The following is an 18,668-nucleotide window of genomic DNA, read 5'->3' as shown; positions in this document are numbered from 1 at the left end:
CCGGGCAGATACCCCGGCGGCCCGGACTGGTTCTGATTCCGGCCCGGACAACCCGTAGAGTGACGCGCACGTACGACGGAACGCCTCCGGCCGCTTCACCTGAACCGGGATGCCGGTCCGGCCGTACGGGTATGCGTGCCCGGAACGGAGCTTCCGCACCGGGTGCGGCCGAGCAGCGCAGCGGCCCGCGTACGTGAGGACGGCCCGGGCACGAGGAAACGGGGGGTGCATGAGCACGGAAGCGCGCCACGCCCCGGTCCCTCCGCGCCCCTCGACTCCGCCCGGCCGCCCGGCCGGCACCAGCGCCCAGCCGCCCGCGCAGGACACACCCCCGCGGCCGACGGCGCCGCCCCACCTGCCTCCGCCCCGCGCGCCCCACACGGCACACCCCGAGGACTCCGACGACGAGCCGTCGGTCTTCACCCCCCGGCCGCCCCGCCCGCCCGCCGGGACCGCGGCGCGGCAGAACCGGTCCACGGCCCCCGATGCCACGCGCGACGGCTCGGGGGAGAGCTCCGCTTCTGCCCGGGCGTCCGCGGGTGACGGTGTGTCCCCGGCCGGTGGCCCGGGGCGTGCGAGTGGCTCGGCCAGGGCTGGTTCTGCGGGGGAGGGTTCGGTTTCCGCTGGGCGGTCCGGGGGCAGCGGCTCGTCCTCCGCCGGTGGCGGCGCGCCCGAGGACCGGCCGTCCGGCCCGGGGGGTGCCGGTCGGCCGTCCGCCGGGCGGTCCGTGCGCGCGGGGCGGCCCTCGGACGAGACCTTCGGGGGCGCTGCCGGTGCGGGCAGGCGGTCCCCCGTCGTGCCCGAGGGCACCGAGCCCGTGAGCCCGCCTCCGCCGCCGGCCTCGGCCCGGTTCCCCGACGCGCCACCGAGTACGGCGCGTGCGGCCCGCCGCCTGGGACGGGAGCCGGCGGAGTCCTCCACCGAGACGACGACCCGGCTGCGGCCGATCACCGCTTCGGAGACCACGACCCGGCTCCGGCCGGTCACCGACTCCGCGGAACCCAGGGGTTCGGGCGCCGCGCCCTTGCCCGCCGCGCGCCGTGGTGAGCGCCGTGGCGCCGCCGCGACCTCTCCCCGTGGCTCCACGGGGACGGGTGCCTGGAGTCCCCTGGCGCCCGCCCACCCCGTCGACCCGGCACGGTCCACGGGACCGGCGGGGCCGGACCCGGCGCTGTCCTGGAATTCCGGTGCGGCCGCGCGGCCCTTCGTGTCGTTCGCCGAGCCCGAGGCGTTCACCGAGCCGGCCCGGCATCCGGTGGGGCGCCGCACCGCCGTGGCCGCCGCCTGTCTCGTGCTGGGCCTCGGTCTCATCGGCGGTGCCGTGACCGGGAGTTGGCTCACCGGCGAGGACGGGGACGACGCGTCCGGCGACCACTTCGCCACCGCCGGGACGCTCTGGCGCAACGTGCCCGTCGACCAGCTGTTCCCGACCGTGGTCCAGGGCACCGGTGCCGGACCCGGCGGCGCCGACCGCACCTGGACCAGGATCGCCGTGGCCCCGGACAGCGGCTGCGCCCACGCCTTCGACCCGCTGCTGCGGAAGGTCCTCGCCCCCGTCGGCTGCCAGCGGCTGCTGCGCGTCACCTACACCGACGCCACCCAGAGCTACGTCACCACCGTCGGCCTGCTGTTCACGAAAGCCGACCCCGCCGCGATGTCCGCGCTCGCCCACCGCTTCCGCACCGAGCGCCTGGACCGGCGCACCGATCTGATGCCCCGCCCGTACGCGGCCAAGGGCACCGCCGCGGCCGGCTTCGGCGACCGGCAGCGCGCCTCCTGGACCATCTCCGTCCTCACCGACGCGCCCGTCGTCGCCTACGCCGTCTCCGGCTGGGCCGACGGCCGCGGCGTCGACGCGCCCCAGCCCGCCGCCGACGCGGTCGGCGCGGGTGCCACCACCGCACCGGCCCAGGCCGGTCTCGGCAACGAGGCCCAGGGCCTGGCCGACCGCATCGAGCGGCGCCTGCGCCAGAGCATCGGCACGGCCACGGAGCAACCTTCATGAGGCGATCGATATGCGGCCACCGCCGCGTGGACCGCACCAGGGCGGCGGCCGGCCTGCTGCTCGCCGGTGCCCTCGCCCTGCTGCCGTCCACCGCGGCCCACGCCGACGGCATCCGCGCCCAGCAGTGGGCCCTGTCGGCACTGAACCTGGACGAGGCGTGGCAGACCACCAAGGGCCGCGGTGTCACCGTCGCCGTCCTGGACACCGGCGTCGAGGCCGACCACCCCGACCTCGCCGGCAACGTCCTGCCCGCCAAGGACATGATCGGCTTCGGCGCGGGGCCCGGCGACCGCACCTGGGCCCGGCACGGCACGGCCATGGCCGGCATCATCGCCGGGCACGGCCACGGCCCGGGCGACACCGCCGGAGTGATGGGCGTCGCTCCCGAGGCAAAGATCCTGCCGGTGCGCGTGATCCTGGAGGACGGCGACCCCGCCCGCGCCAAGGCCCGTACCAGCCGTGGCAGCGCCCTTGCCGACGGCATCCGCTGGGCCGCCGACCACGGCGCCGACGTCATCAACCTCTCCCTCGGTGACGACTCGAACTCCGCGCACCCCGAGCCGAGCGAGGACGAGGCCGTGCAGTACGCCCTGAAGAAGGGCGTGGTGGTCGTGGCCTCCGCGGGCAACGGCGGCGACAAGGGCGACCACGTCTCCTACCCGGCCGCCTACCCCGGTGTCATCGCCGCGACCGCCGTCGACCGCTTCGGCACCCGCGCCTCCTTCTCGACCCGCCGCTGGTACGCGGCGGTCAGCGCGCCCGGCGTGGGCGTGGTCATCGCCGATCCCGACCACAAGTACTACGAGGGCTGGGGCACCTCGGCCGCGTCCGCCTTCGTCTCCGGCGCGGCCGCGCTGATCAAGGCCGCCCACCCGGACCTGAGCCCGGCCCAGATCAAGACGCTCCTGGAGGACACGGCCCGGGACGCACCGGTCGGCGGCCGGGACGACTCCCGCGGCTTCGGCATGATCGACCCGGCGGCGGCGCTGAAGGCGGCCGGCCGCCTGAGGCCGCAGAGCCTGCGTGCGACGTCGTACGGCGAGAAGTACTTCGGTGCCGGTCCGGACGGCCTCAGAGCCACCTCCTCCACCTCCGACTGGGCGGGCCCGCTGGCCGGCGGCGCCGGCGGGGTCCTCCTGGTGGCGGGCGTCGTTCTGTGGCGGGGCCGCAGGGCGACGGCCTGAGGGCGTCCGGGGAGTGCCCGGCTGTATCTCCCGCTGCGCGGCCGTCCCGACCCGGGCAGCTGCTGCGGGGTGCCTCGCGGCGCTACCCGGAGATCCGGTACATCGCCGGACCTGCGGGGTGCGCCCCGTTGGACGCACATGGGACGGGGCTCAGGGAACGCTGAGACTTCTGTGAAGGCTCCCGTCCTCAGGGCCGATGACGTGCCTATAGGGTCGGTGACCGTGGCGAACAAGAACATTCCCGACCCCGGCTTCTCCGACGACGACGGCTCCGTCGACCCCCGGCTGAGCGCCGCGCTGGCCGCCTGGGCCGAGGACCGCAGCGCCCTCGGGCCCGTCCTCGAGGCGCTGAAGGGCGCCCGCCTGCTCGTTCCCGTCGTCGCCGTGCTCGGTGAGGTGGAGGAGGACGAGAACGGGCTGCGTCGCGAGAAGACCAGCGACATGGCCGTACCCACCCTGAAGGCCGGCCGGCGCACCGCCCTGCCCGCCTTCACCTCCACCGACTCCCTCGCCCGCTGGGACCCGGAGGCCCGCCCGGTCGCCGTACCCCTGCACCAGGCGCTCCAGGCCGCCGCCCACGAGAAGGCCGACACGGTCGTGCTGGACCTCGCGGGACCGGTGCCCTTCGAGCTGACCGGCCCGGCGCTGCTCGCCCTCGCCGAGGGCCGCACCAGCACCGACCCGCTCGCCGACCCGGCGGTGATCGAGGCGGTGCGTACGGCCGTGGCGGCGGAGCCCGCCGTGCTGCGTGCCCACCTCGGGCCCGGACAGGCCGACGGCACCCTCGCCCTCGTCCTGGACCCGGCCGCGGCGCCCGCCGAGGCCGCCCGTGCGGTCGCCGGACGGCTCGCCGCCGACGAAACACTGAGGGCCCGCCTGGTGCGCGGCCTCGACCTGGCACTGCTGCCGGCCGGGACCACGCCTCCGGGCGAGCCCCTGTACGTGAAGGGATAGCTTCCGCGGGACGGCTCAGCCGTAGACCGCGCCGGTGTACTTCTCGCCCGGCCCCTGGCCCGGCTCGTCTGGGACGATCGACGCCTCGCGGAACGCCAGCTGCAGCGACTTCAGGCCGTCGCGCAGCGGGGCGGCGTGGAAGGAGCTGATCTCGGTCACGCTCGCGTCCAGCAGACCGGCGAGCGCGGTGATCAGCTTGCGGGCCTCGTCCAGGTCCTTGTACTTCTCGCCCTCCTCGCTCAGCCCGAGCTTGACGGCGGCGGCGCTCATCAGGTTGACGGCGACCGTCACGATCACCTCGACGGCGGGGACCTCGGCGATGTCCCGGGTCATCGCGTCGAAGTCGGGGTTCTCAGGAGGGGTCTCACTCATGCCCCACACGATAAGCGGTGGACGCTCACGCCCTTCGATTAGCCCTTCCCCAGCGGTCCTGCTAACCTTGTGTGACGACCGGCTGGACAGCCCTGTGAACAACAGAGCGGGCCAGCCCACAAGTGGAGGCTCCGATCTCCCACCTGACCGTCCTTGGGGACGGCGGGTCACCCGGTCAGGCGGCCACCATCGTTCCGTACGGACGATGGAGTCGCCCGAACTGCGCCCCGCGGTCACCGCGGCGGTGCTCCGGTAGCCATTGGAGCCCCGCCTGTGATCGTCCGGGGCATTTTTTGTGCGTCGGCGCGGTTAGGTCTTACGAACAAAGACGTTACGCGGCTGTCCGCCAGACCGCCGTGTGGTGCTACCGAGGAGGATCCATCAGCGCCGAGCCCCGCATCAACGACCGGATTCGCGTTCCCGAGGTGCGACTTGTCGGTCCCAGTGGCGAGCAGGTCGGCATCGTGCCGCTCGCGAAGGCACTGGAGCTTGCGCAGGAGTACGACCTGGACCTGGTCGAGGTCGCGGCGAACGCCCGTCCGCCCGTGTGCAAGCTCATGGACTACGGGAAGTTCAAGTACGAGTCGGCCATGAAGGCCCGTGAGGCGCGCAAGAACCAGGCGCACACGGTCATCAAGGAGATGAAGCTCCGGCCGAAGATCGACCCGCACGACTATGACACCAAGAAGGGTCACGTCGTCCGGTTCCTCAAGCAGGGCGACAAGGTCAAGATCACGATCATGTTCCGTGGTCGCGAGCAGTCCCGGCCCGAGCTGGGCTACCGACTGCTGCAGCGTCTCGCGGAGGACGTCCAGGACCTCGGTTTCGTCGAGTCGAACCCGAAGCAGGACGGCCGGAACATGATCATGGTTCTCGGTCCGCACAAGAAGAAGACCGAGGCGATGGCCGAGGCCCGTCAGGCGCAGGAGGCCCGCAAGGCCGACGCGAAGGCGAACCCCGGCAAGTCGCAGAACCCTGCCGAGGCTGAGGCGCCCGCCGAGGAGCCTGCCGAGGCGTGATCCCGGGGGACTCACGTCCCCGAGGATGTAACCGAAAGAAGAACGACGCTCCACCGTGCCCGGTTTCACGACCGGGCACCGGAGCGCCACCGACGAGGAGAGAACGGCGCTATGCCGAAGAACAAGTCGCACAGCGGTGCCAGCAAGCGCTTCAAGGTCACCGGCTCCGGCAAGGTGCTCCGCGAGCGCGCCGGCAAGCGCCACCTGCTCGAGCACAAGTCGTCCCGCGTCACGCGTCGCCTCACCGGCAACGCCGAGATGGCCCCGGGCGACGCCGCGAAGATCAAGAAGCTTCTCGGCAAGTGACGCGGCGGCGCCTGAGCGCCGTGCGTCTGGACCGGGACCGAATCGATTCCGGGTCGTGTGAGTACCCCCACGACCCCGCTACAAGGAGTTAACAAGTGGCACGCGTCAAGCGGGCAGTCAACGCCCACAAGAAGCGCCGGGCGATCCTCGAGCAGGCTTCCGGCTACCGCGGTCAGCGCTCGCGCCTGTACCGCAAGGCCAAGGAGCAGGTCACCCACTCGCTGGTCTACAACTACAACGACCGCAAGAAGCGCAAGGGCGACTTCCGTCAGCTGTGGATCCAGCGCATCAACGCCGCTGCCCGCGCCAACGGCATCACCTACAACCGCTTCATCCAGGGTCTGAAGGCCGCGAACGTCGAGGTCGACCGCAAGATCCTGGCCGAGCTGGCCGTGAACGACGCCAACGCGTTCGCCGCGCTCGTCGAGGTCGCGCAGAAGGCGCTGCCGTCGGACGTCAACGCGCCCAAGGCTGCGTGACGCCGCGCCGGCTTTCGGCCGACGCTCACTGAAGGACCCGCAGGCTGTATGGCTTGCGGGTCCTGCTGTTGGGGGGCCATCGGCGGTCGTCGCCTGCGGGTGCGTCGTGGCCGGTCGCGCAGTTCCCCGCGCCCCTGGGGGCGCTCACCCTGCCGGCACCACAAAGTGAAGACTTCCTCGAAGGTGAAGAACAGGATGCCCAGCCCCGAGCTGATCTCCCCCCGCTCCGCACGCGTCGCCGCCGCCCGGCGGCTGGCCAAGCGGAACTTCCGGGGCAAGGACCGGCTGTTCCTCGCGGAGGGGCCGCAGGCCGTCCGGGAGGCGGCCGGGCATCGGGTCGACGGCACGCCCACCCTCGTCGAGCTGTTCGCCACCGTCGAGGCCGCGGAGCGGTACGCCGACATCGTCGGGGCCGCGCGGGACGCGGGCGCCCGGGTGCATCTCGCGTCCGAGGAGGTGATCGCCGACATCTCCACCACCGTCACGCCGCAGGGGCTCGTCGGTGTGTGCCGCTTCCTCGACACGCCCTTCGAGCAGATCCTCGCCGCCCGGCCCAGGCTCGTCGCCGTGCTCGCCCACGTGCGCGACCCCGGGAACGCCGGGACCGTCCTGCGGTGTGCCGACGCCGCGGGCGCCGAGGCCGTGATCCTCACCGACGCCTCCGTCGACCTGTACAACCCCAAGGCCGTACGCGCCTCGGTGGGCTCCCACTTCCATCTGCCGGTCGCCGTGGGCGTCCCCGTCGAGCGGGCCGTCGAGGGGCTGAAGGACGCCGGGGTGCGGATCCTTGCCGCCGACGGCGCGGGGACCGACGACCTCGACGGCGAACTCGACAAGGGGACCATGGGGGGACCCACCGCCTGGGTGTTCGGCAACGAGGCCTGGGGGCTCCCCGAGGAGACCCGTGCGCTCGCCGACGCCGTGGTCCGCGTGCCCATCCACGGCAGGGCGGAGAGCCTGAACCTCGCCACGGCCGCCGCCGTATGTCTCTACGCATCGGCCCGTGCACAGCGCGCCTCCGGAGGGTGCCGCTCCGTCACCGAGAGCTAGTAGGGTGACCAGCTCGGGGCCCTGCGCCGTCTGAGAGGTGGGGTACGGGGATGAGTGTGGCCGGCACGAGCGCCGCGCCGGAGGGCCGGGACGCGCGGCGCACGCCCGTGCCCCGGCAGGGCGATCACACGGGCCTGAACCCCGACCAGCTGCCCGACGGCCTCGTCGTCGCCGACGAGCACGGCCGCGTGGTCTGCTTCAACGCCGCCGCCGCCCGCATCACCACGCAACGCGCCGCCGACGCCCTCGGGCAGCCCCTGGAGAAGGCGCTGCCGTTGGAGGATCTGGAGGGCCGCCGCTGGTGGCAGCTCACCGACCCCTACGGCGGGCTCGCGATCCGGACGCGGCAGCCGGAGCGCAACCTGCTGCTGCCCGGCGGCCGGGAGATCCTCGTCTCGGCCAGGTACGTGCGGGCCGAACCCCTCGGGCCGGTGCGGCAGGTCCTCGTCTCACTGCGGGACACCGAGGCCCGCCGCCGCACCGAGCGCAGCCATGCCGAACTGATCGCGACGGTCGCCCATGAACTGCGCTCGCCGCTCACCTCCGTGAAGGGCTTCACGGCCACGCTCCTCGCCAAGTGGGAACGCTTCACCGACGACCAGAAGCGGCTGATGCTGGAGACCGTCGACGCCGACGCCGACCGCGTGACCCGGCTCATCGCCGAGCTGCTCGACATCTCGCGGATCGACTCCGGGCGCTTGGAGGTGCGCCGCCAGCCGGTCGACATCGGGGCCGCCGTCTCCCGGCACATCCAGGCCTACGTCGCCGCCGGCCAGTCCGCGGGCCGCTTCCTGCTGCGCATCGAACAGCCGCTGCCCGCCCTGTGGGCCGACCCCGACAAGATCGACCAGGTGCTCAGCAACCTGATCGAAAATGCCGTGCGGCACGGCGACGGAACCGTCACCATTGACGTCACGCCCTGCGCATCCCCGCGCGAGGGCGAGGAAACCGGCACCTCGGTCACCGTGAGCGACGAGGGGCCCGGCATCCCGGAGGAATCCATGAACCGCGTCTTCACCCGCTTCTGGCGGGGCAGCAAGCGCGGTGGCACGGGACTTGGGCTGTACATCGTCAAGGGCATCGTCGAGGCCCACGGCGGCACCATCACGGTCGGCCGCGCCCCCGGCGGCGGCGCCGAGTTCCGATTTACGTTGCCCGTGGCGGTCCCGGCGTATCTCGCCTGACGGCCCACGGGCTCTTCGTCTACCTCAGCCCCGTTAGACTCGACCTTTGGCACCTTTGTGTCCCGAAGACCATGACGCACTGTCCACGAGCCGGTGACGGGGACCATCCGCCAGCCAATCGGAAGCACGGGAAGAGATGTCGGCACCCAATAAGTCGTACGACCCAGTCGAGGTCGAGGCGTTGAAACCGGAAGAGATCGAGCGCATGCGGGACGAGGCGCTCGCCGCCTTCGCCGCCGCGAGCTCCCTCGACGCGCTCCACGAGGCCAAGATCGCGCAGACCGGCCCGGCCTCCCCGCTGGCCCTCGCCAACCGCGAGATCGGCGCCCTGCCCCCGCACGCCAAGGCCGAGGCCGGCAAACGCGTCGGCATGGCCCGCGGCGCCGTGAACAAGGCCCTCGCCGCCCGCCAGGCCGAGCTGGAGGCCGAGCGCGACGCCCGCGTGCTGGTGGAGGAGGACGTCGACGTCACGCTGCCCTACGACCGCGTCCCGGCCGGTGCCCGGCATCCGCTGACCACGCTCTCGGACCGCATCGAGGACATCTTCGTGGCCATGGGCTACGAGGTGGCCGAGGGCCCGCAGGCCGAGGCGGAGTGGTTCAACTTCGACGCCCTGAACATCGGCCCGGACCACCCGGCCCGCGGCGAGGCCGACACCTTCTTCGTGCAGGGCCCGGACGGTGGCACCGAGTCCGGCGTCGTGCTGCGCACACACACCTCGCCGGTGCAGGTCCGCTCGCTGCTGGAGCGCGAGCTGCCGGTCTACGTGATCTGCCCCGGCGTCGTCTACCGCACCGACGAGCTGGACGCCACGCACACCCCGGTCTTCCGCCAGGTCGAGCTGCTCGCCGTGGACGAGGGCCTGACCATGGCCGACCTCAAGGGCACCCTGGACCACATGGTCCAGTCCCTGTTCGGCGAGGGCATGAAGACCCGGCTGCGGCCGAACTTCTTCCCCTTCACCGAGCCGAGCGCCGAGATGGACATGCTCTGCTACGTCTGCAAGGGCGAGTCCGTCGGCAACCCCGACCGGCCCTGCCGCACCTGCTCCAGCGAGGGCTGGATCGAGCTGGGCGGCTGCGGCATGGTCAACCCGCGGGTGCTCACCGCCTGCGGCGTCGACCCGGAGAAGTACAGCGGCTTCGCGTTCGGGTTCGGCATCGAGCGGATGCTGATGTTCCGCCACAACGTCGAGGACATGCGAGACATGGTCGAGGGTGACGTCCGGTTCACCCGGCCGTTCGGGATGGAGATCTGATGCGGGTCCCGCTTTCTTGGCTGCGGGAGTACGTCGACCTGCCGGCGACGGAAACCGGCCGTGACGTCCAGGAGAAGCTCGTCTCGGCCGGCCTGGAGGTCGAGACCGTCGAACAGCTCGGCGCCGACCTCAAGGGCCCGCTGGTCGTCGGCCAGGTGCTGACCATCGAGGAGCTGGAGGGCTTCAAGAAGCCGATCCGCTTCTGCACCGTCGACGTCGGCCAGGCCAACGGCACCGGTGAGCCCCAGGAGATCGTCTGCGGCGCCCGCAACTTCCAGGTCGGCGACAAGGTCGTCGTGGTCCTGCCCGGCGCCACGCTGCCCGGCGGCTTCTCCATCGCCGCCCGCAAGACCTACGGCAAGACGTCCCACGGCATGATCTGCTCCACCGACGAGCTGGGCATGGGCGACGACGGCACCCACGGCATCATCGTGCTGCCGCCGGAGACCGAGGTCGGCAAGGACGCCATCGAGCTGCTGGAGCTCGTGGACGAGGTCCTGGACATCGCCGTCACCGCCAACCGCGGTGACTGCCTGTCCATCCGCGGCGTCGCACGCGAGACCGCCATCGCCTACGGACTGCCGCTGCGCGACCCGGCCCTGATCGACGTACCGGCCCCGAACGCCTTCGGCTACCCGGTGCAGGTCTCCGAGCCGTTCGGCTGCGACCGCTTCACCGCCCGGACGGTCACCGGCCTGCGCCCCGAGGCCCGTTCCCCGATCTGGCTGCAGCGCCGGCTGCAGAAGGTCGGCATGCGCCCGATCTCGCTCGCCGTCGACGTCACGAACTACGTGATGATGGAGCTGGGCCAGCCGCTGCACGCCTACGACCGGTCCCTGGTCCAGGGCACCATCGGGGTGCGCCGCGCCCGGGAGGGCGAGAAGCTCGTCACCCTCGACGGCGTGGAGCGGAGGCTGCACGCCGAGGACCTGGTCATCACCGACGACCGCGGCCCGATCGGCCTCGCCGGCGTGATGGGCGGCGCCAACACGGAGATCGCCGACCACGAGGTCACCGAGGACGGGGTCAACGGCACGACCGACGTGGTGATCGAGGCGGCCCACTTCGACGCCGTCTCCATCGCCCGCACGGCGCGCCGGCACAAGCTGCTGTCCGAGGCGTCCCGCCGCTTCGAGCGCGGCGTCGACCCGCAGGCCGCCGCGGCCGCCGCGCAGCGCACCGTGGACCTGCTGGTGCTGCTCGCGGGCGGCACGGCCGAGGCCGGTGTCACCGAGGTCGTCGCACCCTCGGCCCCGCACACCATCACCCTGCCGGCCAACCACCCGGACAAGGTGGCGGGCGTCGACTACGGCCGTGAGACGGTCGTCCGCCGCCTCCAGGAGGTCGGCTGCGACGTGTACGGGCAGGACGAACTGATCGTCACCGTCCCGTCCTGGCGCCCCGACCTGGCCGACCCGAACGACGTGGCCGAAGAGGTCATCCGCCTCGAGGGCTACGAGAACCTGCCCTCCACGCTGCCCAAGCTCCCCTCGGGCCGTGGCCTGACCCACCGCCAGCGGCTGCACCGCCGGGTCGGCCGCGCGCTGGCCGGAGCGGGGTACGTCGAGGCGCCGAACTACCCCTTCGTCAGCGAGCAGGTCTTCGACCAGCTCGGTCTGGAGCCCGACGACCCGGCCCGCCGTGTCGTCAAGCTGGTCAACCCGCTCAGCGACGAGGAGCCCGCGCTGCGTACGACGCTGCTGCCGGGTCTGCTCGGTGCCCTGCGGCGCAACGACGGGCGGGGCTCGCACGACCTGGCGCTGTTCGAGACCGGGCTGGTGTTCCACCCCCGCGAGGCGCAGGGTGTCGCCGGGCACCTGCCCGTCGACCGGCGTCCCACCGATGACGAGCTCGCCGGGCTGAACGCCGTGCTGCCCGAGCAGCCGCGGCACGTGGCCGTCGTCCTCACCGGCGCCCGCGAGCGGGCCGGCTGGTGGGGCAAGGGCCGTCCGGCCGGGTGGGCCGACGCCGTCGAGGCGGCGCGTGCCGTCGCACGCGAGGCCGGTGCCGAGCTGGTCGTGCGCAAGGGACAGTACGGTCCCTGGCACCCCGGCCGCTGCGCCGAGCTGGTGGTTCTCGCCGACGGCGCGGAGACGGTCGTGGGCCACGCGGGAGAACTGCACCCGCGTGTCGTGAAGTCCCTGGGGCTGCCCGAGCGCACCTGTGCGGCGGAGCTGAACCTGGACGCGGTGGAGGCGGCGGGCGACGGTGCTCCGCAGGCGCCGCGGATCTCCACGTTCCCGGTCGCGACGCAGGATGTCGCCCTCGTGGTCGACCTGCCCGTTCCGGCCGCCGAGGTCGAGGCGGCGCTGCGGGAAGGCGCCGGTGAGCTTCTGGAGTCCATCCGGCTGTTCGACGTGTACGAGAACGCGGAGCAGCTGGGGGACGGGAAGAAGTCGCTGGCGTATGCGTTGCGCTTCCGCGCGGGTGACCGGACGCTGACGGTGGACGAGGCGTCGGCTGCTCGGGATGCGGCAGTCGCCCTCGCGGGCGAGCGGACGGGAGCGGTGCTTCGCGGCTAGTCGCCCCGTCGGGGCGCTCGTCCTCGCCGTCAGCCGCATAAATGCAGGTTGGCCTCGGTGTTCTCACTCGTTCGGGTGGGAATGGGGGGCGATCTGGTCCTTCCGTGCCATGGCGTCGACAGAATCGGACCGGCCTTTCGGGGCCGGTCCGTCTGCTCTGTCAGGGCCCACATGGGGGACCAGAGTCATGATCCGCATCAAGGCGCGGGCACCCACCGCGCGGGGAGCCGTACTGAGCCTGGCCTGGGGAGCCCTGGCGGTCGGCTACAAGTACGGCTGTCCGCTCGCGCAGCAGAACGGGCTCGGCGCGCGCATCGTCACCAGCGCCGTGTTCTTTGCCGTCGGTGTCGGGCTGATACTCCACGTCCGCCGCGCGCTGCTGCGGGAGCTGCGGCAGGCCCGCCGGGTGGCGCGGGTCGCGCAGAGCGTCGTCCTGCGTCCGCTGCCGCCACGCCTCGACGGACTGCTCCTCGCCGCCGCCCAGCTGTCCGCGGAGCGGGGCGCGTGCGTCGGCGGCGACCTGTACGAGGCGATCGCCACCGAGCACGGGGTGCGGGTGGTGATGGGGGACGTACGCGGGCACGGTCTCGCGGCTCTCGGTACGGTCGCCGCCGTACTCGGCAGCTTCCGCGAGGCGGCCCACGACGAGGCCGAACTCGGCGACGTCCTGCGCCGGCTGGAGCGCGCCCTCGCCCGGCACCTGCGTGACCGCGCCCGCGCCGAACACCCCGCGCACGGCGGCCCGGACCCCGACCACCCGGTCGCCGAGGAGTTCGTCACCGTCCTGCTCCTGGAGATCGACAGGGAGGGCGGCCTGCGGGCCCTGAACTGTGGTCATCCCTGGCCGTACCGGATCAGCGGCGCGCGGGTCGAGCCGTTGACGCGTGCCGATCCGCTCCCGCCGCTGGGCCCGTTCCCGCTCCCGGCCGAGCTGGAGGTCCAGGCCTGCGGTCGTCTGTCGAGGAGTGAGTCCCTGGTCCTCTTCACGGACGGCGTGGAGGACGCGAGGGACAGCCAGGGGCGGTTCTTCTCGCTGCCGGCGACGCTGAGCGAGTCCGTACGGGACCAGCCGGCCTCCCCTCAGGCGGTCCTGCGCACCCTGTTCACGGCGCTCCTGCACCACACGTCCGGCAGACCCGCGGATGACATCGCACTGCTGGTCCTGCGGAACGACCGGGCCAAGGCGCGGCCGAACCCACCGGGGGCGCGGGGCACCGCGCGACGGGCCCCCACGGACCCGCAGCCGACGACGCACCGCTAGCAGCACACCCGGGGTCGCCCTCCGCCCGGCCAAGCCGCCGCATTTCGAGGGGGAGCCGGCGGCTTGGCCAACCTCTTGCGAGGACCCTCAGTCAACCGGCTGAACACGCTGAGCGACACCGCGTGTACAGCGCGGATGCGAGCACTCCGTTCACACCCCGTGTGAAGGCGGAGCCACTACGCTGAACCGCACCAGGCCACTCGGGGGGCATCCCATGCAGCCCAACACTCTGCTCGACGCGATCCTGGACGAGGCGGGGATCTCGCACGCCGGCCTCGCCGCCCACGTCAACCAGGCGGGCCGCAGACGGGGCCTGGCGCTCCGGTACGAACACACCGCCGTGGCGCGCTGGTTGAAGGGCCAGCGGCCGCGCGGCCAGGTGCCCGACCTGATCTGCGAGGTGCTGGCCGCCCGTCTCCACCGTCCGGTCACCCTCGACGACATCGGACTGGGCGTGCCCGGCGAGCCCAGCACCCCGCACGCCGGTTCACTGAACGGCTTCGTGGAGCGGGCCACCGCCCTGTGGCGCTCCGACGAACAGCAGCGGCCGCATGTGCTGGGCGCCCCCGCCGTCACCGGGACCCCGGCCGTCATGCCGGTGTGGGAGTGGGAGAACCCGCCCGAGGACGTGGACGTCTCGCGTGGCGGCCGGCACCGGGTCACCGCGGCGGACATCGAGATGCTGCGGGCCGCGCGGGCGCACTACGAGCAGATGTACCGCAAGGCCGGCGGCATCGCGACCCGCACCCGCATCGTCGGTTTCCTCAACGCCGAGGCGGCGCCACTGCTGCGCGGCAGCTACACCGACGCCACCGGACGCCAACTGCACCGTGCGACCGGTGGACTGGTGGCGATCGCGGGCATCTGCGCGTACGACTCCGACGCGCACGGTCTCGCGCAGCGCTACTTCCACCAGGCGCTCAGGCTGGCAAAGGCCAGCGGCGACCGGGGACTTGGCGCCTATGTGATAGCCCTGCTGGTCAACCAGGCGCTGTTCATGCGGGAGTACCGGCAGGCCGTCGCCTTCGCCGAGGCCGCCCTGCGGGCCGCCGGCCGGCACATCACCCCGGCGCTCGCCTCGGACCTGTACGCCATGCAGGCCAAGGCGTACGCACACCTCGGCGACTCGAGCAGCGCCCTGTCATGCATCCGGCGTGCGGAGACCGCCGCCGAACACATCCGGCGCGGGTACGAGCCGGACGAGACCGGCTATGTCCAGCCGGGGCTCGTCAATGTGCAGGTGGCCGAGGCCCTGTTGAGCCTCGGCGAGCTGGCCGCCGCCCGGGAGCACGCCGCGGCGGCGGTCGACAACCCCGCGCACGACCGGGGGCGGGTGCACCGGCTGGCCATGCTGAGCACCATCGAGCTGCGCCAGGGAAACGCCGACAAGGCGGTGGCCACCGCCGTGCAGATGGCCGAGCAGGCCCGCGGGATGGAGTCCCAGCGGCTGCGCGACAGACTCCGCGCGGTACGCGAGCACCTGGTGCGCTGTGGCTCGGCCGGGACAGCCGAGGCCGCCGAACTCATCGACGGGGCACTGCGCGTACCGCTGTAGGCCCACTGTAGGTGCACAGTCCCTGCTGCGATATTGCCACTTACTCGGTGGAAGGTGGCAGAACCGTGCAGTGGACGAAACAGAACGAACAAACTGTGTATGCGAACCGCTGGTTCAGCGTCAATCTCGCGGATGTCGAGCTGCCGGACGGCCGGCACCTCGACCACTTCCTGATCCGGCTGCGGCCCGTGGCCGTGGCCACGGTCGTCAACGAGGCCAACGAGGTGCTGCTGCTGTGGCGGCACCGGTTCATCACCGACAGCTGGGGATGGGAACTGGCCGCGGGCGTCGTGGAGGACGGCGAGGACATCGCGAGCGCGGCCGCCAGGGAACTGGAGGAGGAGACCGGCTGGCGGCCGGGGCCCCTGCACCACCTCATGAGCGTGGAGCCGTCCAACGGCCTCACCGACGCCCGGCACCACATCTACTGGTCCGACCGGGGCGAGTACGTCGGGCATCCCGTGGACGACTTCGAGTCGGACCGCCGGGAATGGGTTTCCCTCAAACTCGTCCCCGACCTGATCGCCCGTGGGGAGGTCCCGGCCGCCAACATGGCGGCCGCGTTACTCCTGCTGCACCACCTCAGGCTCGCCGAGGGCTAGGGCCCTTGTCTAGTGGGCGGCCAGCGCCTGCCAGACCGTCACGACGAGCGCTCCGAGGGCGGTGAGCGCGGCGAGGGAGGGCAGCGGCCAGCGTGCGTGTTCCAGCGAGACCATGCGGGAGTTCAGCTCGTCCAGGTCCTTGGCGGTCTCCTCGGTGCGGTGGCTGAGCAACGCGAGCCCGCCCTCGACCCTGGCGTAGGCGACGTCGAGGCGGCGTCGTAACTCTGCGAGTTCTCCCTGGACCACGGGATGCTCCGGATCGGCGGTCACGGGTCCGCTCCTTTCGGTGGTCGAAATGGGTGGTTCCGCATCCCTTGCATGCGCATGATGAGTCAACTCGCCTGGTGGGCGCGTGGGGAGCGTGTGCGAGGGGCATATGCGTGCCCGGAGCGCACACGGTGTGTGAAACGGACAGGCCCGGCACCGCGTGCGGTGCCGGGCCCGTAAGGCGTAGCTCTGTGTGATCAGCCGTAGGTGTAGAAGCCCGAGCCGGTCTTCCGGCCCAGCCGGCCCGCCTCGACCATGCGCTGGAGCAGCGGGGGAGCGGCGTACAGCGGCTCCTTGTACTCGGCGTACATCGAGCCCGCGATGGAGACGATGGTGTCCAGGCCGATCAGGTCGGACAGCTTCAGCGGGCCCATCGGGTGGGCGCAGCCCATCTCCATGCCGTTGTCGATGTCCTCGCGGCTGGCGATGCCCGACTCGAACATCCGGATCGCGGAGAGCAGGTACGGCACGAGCAGCGCGTTGACCACGAAGCCGGAGCGGTCCTGGGCCCGGATGGCGTGCTTGCCGAGCAGCTTCTCGGCGAAGACCTGGGCGCGGCTGAGGGTGCCCTCGGAGGTGGTGAGCGCCGGGATCAGCTCGACCAGCTTCTGCACGGGGGCCGGGTTGAAGAAGTGGATGCCGACGACGTGGTCCGGGCGGGAGGTGGCGACCGCCAGCTTCACCAGCGGGATCGAGGAGGTGTTGGAGGCGAGGATCGCGTCCGGGCGGGTGACCACCTGGTCGAGCACCTGGAAGATCTCCGTCTTCACCGGCTCGCTCTCCACGACGGCCTCGATCACCAGGTCGCGGTCGGCGAACTCGCCGAGGTCCGTGGTGAAGCTCAGCCGTGCCAGCGTGGCGTCCCGCTCCTCCTCGCTGATCTTGCCGCGCTCGGCGGCCTTGGCCAGGGAGTTGAACAGCCGGGTACGGCCGATCTCCAGGGCCTCGCCGGTGGTCTCGGCCACCTTCACGTCCAGTCCGGCGCGGGCGCACACCTCGGCGATGCCGGCGCCCATCTGGCCGCAGCCCACGACTCCGACGCGTTCGATGTCGGTCACATCGTCCCCTTCGCTTCTCCGGCTCGCTCGGCAGGACCTCCGGGTTCGGCGCCTGCTCCGATCGTGCACGTTACCGCCAAGTATCGATGATCGATCGCCCGGGTGGGGGCATCCTGGGGCGCGGAACGATCCGTGACGGAGCGGATCCGGAGTGTACGGGGATGTGCGATGGGACGGCTCTCACGGCGGGCCTTCACCCTGGCGGCGCTGTCGCCGCTGGTCATGGCGCCGGGCGCGGCGGCGGCAGCCGATCGCGGGCCGCGCGCGTCCGCCGGGCTGCGCGGCGTGTGGATCGCCACGGTGTCCAACCGGGACTGGCCGTCCCGGCCCGGTCTCACCGCGGCGGACCAGCGCAAGGAACTGCTCGCCCACCTCGACAGGGCGGCCCGCGACCGGCTCAACACGGTGATCCTGCAGGTGCGGCCCACCGCCGACGCCCTGTGGCCGTCACCGTACGAGCCCTGGTCCGCGTACCTCACGGGCACCCAGGGCCGCGACCCCGGCTGGGACCCGCTGGGCACCGCGGTGCACGAGGCCCATCTGCGCGGTCTGGAGCTGCACGCCTGGTTCAATCCGTACCGGGTCGCGAACCACGCCGATCCCGGCCGGCTCGCCGCCTCGCATCCCGCCCGCGCACACCCCGACTGGGTGGTGGTGTACGGCGGGAAGCTCTACTACGACCCGGGCCTGCCGGAGGTCCGCGCCTTCGTCCAGCAGGCGATGCTCGACGCCCTCGCCAGGTACCCCGTCGACGCCGTCCACTTCGACGACTACTTCTACCCCTACCCGGTCGCCGGGCAGACCTTCGACGACGACGACGCCTACGACCGGTACGGCGGCGACTTCTCCAGCCGGGCCGCCTGGCGGCGGGACAACGTCGACAAGCTGGTGAAGGAGATGTCCGCCGGTATCGCCCGGGTCCGGCCCGGTACCCGGTTCGGGATCAGCCCCTTCGGGGTGTGGCGCAACGCCTCGGCCGACCCGCGCGGCTCGGACACCCGGGCGGGCGTGCAGACGTACGACGACCTGTACGCGGACACCCGCAGCTGGGTGCGCGGGGGCTGGATCGACTACGTCGTGCCGCAGCTGTACTGGAACATCGGCTTCGCGGACGCCGACTACGCGAAGCTGGTCGACTGGTGGGCGTCGGTGGCCGAGGGCACCAGGACGCACCTGTACCTCGGCGAGGCCCTGTACAAGGCGGGTGCCGCCGGGCAGCCCTCGGCCTGGCAGGACCCGGTCGAGCTGTCCCGGCACCTCACCCTCGCCGCCCGCTACCCGCAGGTGCGCGGGCATGTGTTCTTCGCCGCCAGGGACGTGGCGGCCGACCCGGTCGGGGCGATGTCACGCGTGATCGCCGATCACTACGGCCGGTCGGCGAAGCCTCCCCGTTGATCCATCGCCGGCTCGTCCCGGTGCTTGACCTGGCAGTCGGGTCCGGGGGACATGATCGCTTCGTGCCCGTCCTTGAACTTGACGCGGTAGGGCGGGCTGCCCTCGGCACCCAGTACTTCGACTACTTCGGATTCCTGGTCGTGTTGGCCGACCACCCTGCCGTGCTGGATGAGGTGGTCGCCCTTCGTTGCACGCAT

At 72.3% G+C, this 18,668-nt stretch carries 18 protein-coding genes; 14 read left to right on the top strand and 4 right to left on the bottom strand.

Features of this window, described 5'->3' with window-relative positions:
• Positions 1 to 796 precede the first annotated feature (796 nt).
• From ACZ7HQ_RS28445 to ACZ7HQ_RS28435, 3 genes are all read left to right on the top strand, one after another.
• On the top strand, positions 797 to 2,005 hold the full coding sequence (locus tag ACZ7HQ_RS28445; protein ID WP_470995596.1) for a hypothetical protein: 1,209 nt from the start codon (positions 797 to 799) through the stop codon (positions 2,003 to 2,005).
• A complete protein-coding gene (mycP, locus tag ACZ7HQ_RS28440) occupies positions 2,002 to 3,189 on the top strand; it encodes a type VII secretion-associated serine protease mycosin (protein WP_470995594.1) in 1,188 nt (395 codons plus the stop codon). Before ACZ7HQ_RS28445 ends, mycP begins: the two co-directional genes overlap by 4 nt.
• A 222-nt stretch (positions 3,190 to 3,411) precedes the next feature.
• Positions 3,412 to 4,143 (top strand): SseB family protein, encoded by a 732-nt coding sequence (locus ACZ7HQ_RS28435; RefSeq protein ID WP_470995592.1) that lies wholly within the window; start codon positions 3,412 to 3,414, stop codon positions 4,141 to 4,143.
• 15 nt (positions 4,144 to 4,158) lie between these two features.
• Here ACZ7HQ_RS28435 and ACZ7HQ_RS28430 read toward each other — a convergent pair whose 3' ends face one another.
• Positions 4,159 to 4,515: a DUF1844 domain-containing protein gene (locus tag ACZ7HQ_RS28430; RefSeq protein ID WP_470995590.1), complete on the bottom strand. Its 357-nt coding sequence runs from the start codon at positions 4,513 to 4,515 to the stop codon at positions 4,159 to 4,161.
• A 356-nt stretch (positions 4,516 to 4,871) separates the two neighbouring features.
• Between ACZ7HQ_RS28430 and infC the strand changes: the two genes are divergently transcribed.
• The 10 genes from infC (at position 4,872) to ACZ7HQ_RS28380 (ending at position 15,751) form a co-directional block, all read left to right on the top strand.
• Entirely contained in the window at positions 4,872 to 5,534 is a 663-nt protein-coding gene (gene infC, locus ACZ7HQ_RS28425) for a translation initiation factor IF-3 (protein ID WP_470995588.1), read from the top strand.
• A gap of 111 nt (positions 5,535 to 5,645) precedes the next feature.
• Positions 5,646 to 5,840 carry a 50S ribosomal protein L35 gene (rpmI, locus tag ACZ7HQ_RS28420; protein WP_004933563.1) on the top strand — a complete coding sequence of 65 codons (195 nt, stop codon included), beginning with the start codon at positions 5,646 to 5,648 and terminating at the stop codon, positions 5,838 to 5,840.
• A gap of 95 nt (positions 5,841 to 5,935) precedes the next feature.
• Positions 5,936 to 6,319 carry a 50S ribosomal protein L20 gene (gene rplT / locus ACZ7HQ_RS28415; RefSeq protein WP_006141703.1) on the top strand — a complete coding sequence of 128 codons (384 nt, stop codon included), beginning with the start codon at positions 5,936 to 5,938 and terminating at the stop codon, positions 6,317 to 6,319.
• Positions 6,320 to 6,514: 195 nt separating this feature from the next.
• Positions 6,515 to 7,369 (top strand): TrmH family RNA methyltransferase, encoded by an 855-nt coding sequence (locus tag ACZ7HQ_RS28410; RefSeq protein WP_470995584.1) that lies wholly within the window; start codon positions 6,515 to 6,517, stop codon positions 7,367 to 7,369.
• Between the two features lie 50 nt (positions 7,370 to 7,419).
• Positions 7,420 to 8,553, top strand: coding sequence for a sensor histidine kinase (locus ACZ7HQ_RS28405; RefSeq protein ID WP_470995581.1), 1,134 nt, complete (start codon positions 7,420 to 7,422; stop codon positions 8,551 to 8,553).
• 136 nt (positions 8,554 to 8,689) lie between these two features.
• Positions 8,690 to 9,811 (top strand): phenylalanine--tRNA ligase subunit alpha, encoded by a 1,122-nt coding sequence (pheS, locus tag ACZ7HQ_RS28400; RefSeq protein ID WP_470995578.1) that lies wholly within the window; start codon positions 8,690 to 8,692, stop codon positions 9,809 to 9,811.
• A complete protein-coding gene (gene pheT / locus ACZ7HQ_RS28395; RefSeq protein WP_470995575.1) occupies positions 9,811 to 12,333 on the top strand; it encodes a phenylalanine--tRNA ligase subunit beta in 2,523 nt (840 codons plus the stop codon). Before pheS ends, pheT begins: the two co-directional genes overlap by 1 nt.
• A gap of 187 nt (positions 12,334 to 12,520) precedes the next feature.
• Positions 12,521 to 13,594: a PP2C family protein-serine/threonine phosphatase gene (locus ACZ7HQ_RS28390; RefSeq protein ID WP_470995572.1), complete on the top strand. Its 1,074-nt coding sequence runs from the start codon at positions 12,521 to 12,523 to the stop codon at positions 13,592 to 13,594.
• A 214-nt stretch (positions 13,595 to 13,808) separates the two neighbouring features.
• The gene (locus ACZ7HQ_RS28385) at positions 13,809 to 15,149 is read left to right on the top strand and encodes a transcriptional regulator (protein WP_470995569.1); all 1,341 of its coding nucleotides are present in this window, start codon (positions 13,809 to 13,811) and stop codon (positions 15,147 to 15,149) included.
• Positions 15,150 to 15,214: 65 nt separating this feature from the next.
• On the top strand, positions 15,215 to 15,751 hold the full coding sequence (locus ACZ7HQ_RS28380; protein WP_400138070.1) for an NUDIX hydrolase: 537 nt from the start codon (positions 15,215 to 15,217) through the stop codon (positions 15,749 to 15,751).
• Positions 15,752 to 15,760: 9 nt separating this feature from the next.
• On the opposite strand, the gene ACZ7HQ_RS28375 is transcribed toward ACZ7HQ_RS28380, so the two are convergent.
• Positions 15,761 to 16,021 carry a hypothetical protein gene (locus ACZ7HQ_RS28375; RefSeq protein WP_470995566.1) on the bottom strand — a complete coding sequence of 87 codons (261 nt, stop codon included), beginning with the start codon at positions 16,019 to 16,021 and terminating at the stop codon, positions 15,761 to 15,763.
• Between the two features lie 194 nt (positions 16,022 to 16,215).
• Positions 16,216 to 17,076 carry a 3-hydroxybutyryl-CoA dehydrogenase gene (locus ACZ7HQ_RS28370; protein WP_470995563.1) on the bottom strand — a complete coding sequence of 287 codons (861 nt, stop codon included), beginning with the start codon at positions 17,074 to 17,076 and terminating at the stop codon, positions 16,216 to 16,218.
• A gap of 168 nt (positions 17,077 to 17,244) precedes the next feature.
• On the opposite strand from ACZ7HQ_RS28370, the gene ACZ7HQ_RS28365 reads away from it, so the two are divergent.
• On the top strand, positions 17,245 to 18,471 hold the full coding sequence (locus ACZ7HQ_RS28365) for a glycoside hydrolase family 10-like protein (protein WP_470995560.1): 1,227 nt from the start codon (positions 17,245 to 17,247) through the stop codon (positions 18,469 to 18,471).
• On the opposite strand, the gene ACZ7HQ_RS28360 is transcribed toward ACZ7HQ_RS28365, so the two are convergent.
• Positions 18,441 to 18,668: a DUF1918 domain-containing protein gene (locus ACZ7HQ_RS28360; RefSeq protein ID WP_470995557.1), complete on the bottom strand. Its 228-nt coding sequence runs from the start codon at positions 18,666 to 18,668 to the stop codon at positions 18,441 to 18,443. The genes ACZ7HQ_RS28365 and ACZ7HQ_RS28360 overlap by 31 nt on opposite strands.

The organism is Streptomyces sp. NPDC037290 (assembly GCF_055603245.1).
The sequence above is the reverse complement of the archived record's forward strand: the minus strand, read 5'-3'. Positions and strand labels throughout refer to the sequence as shown.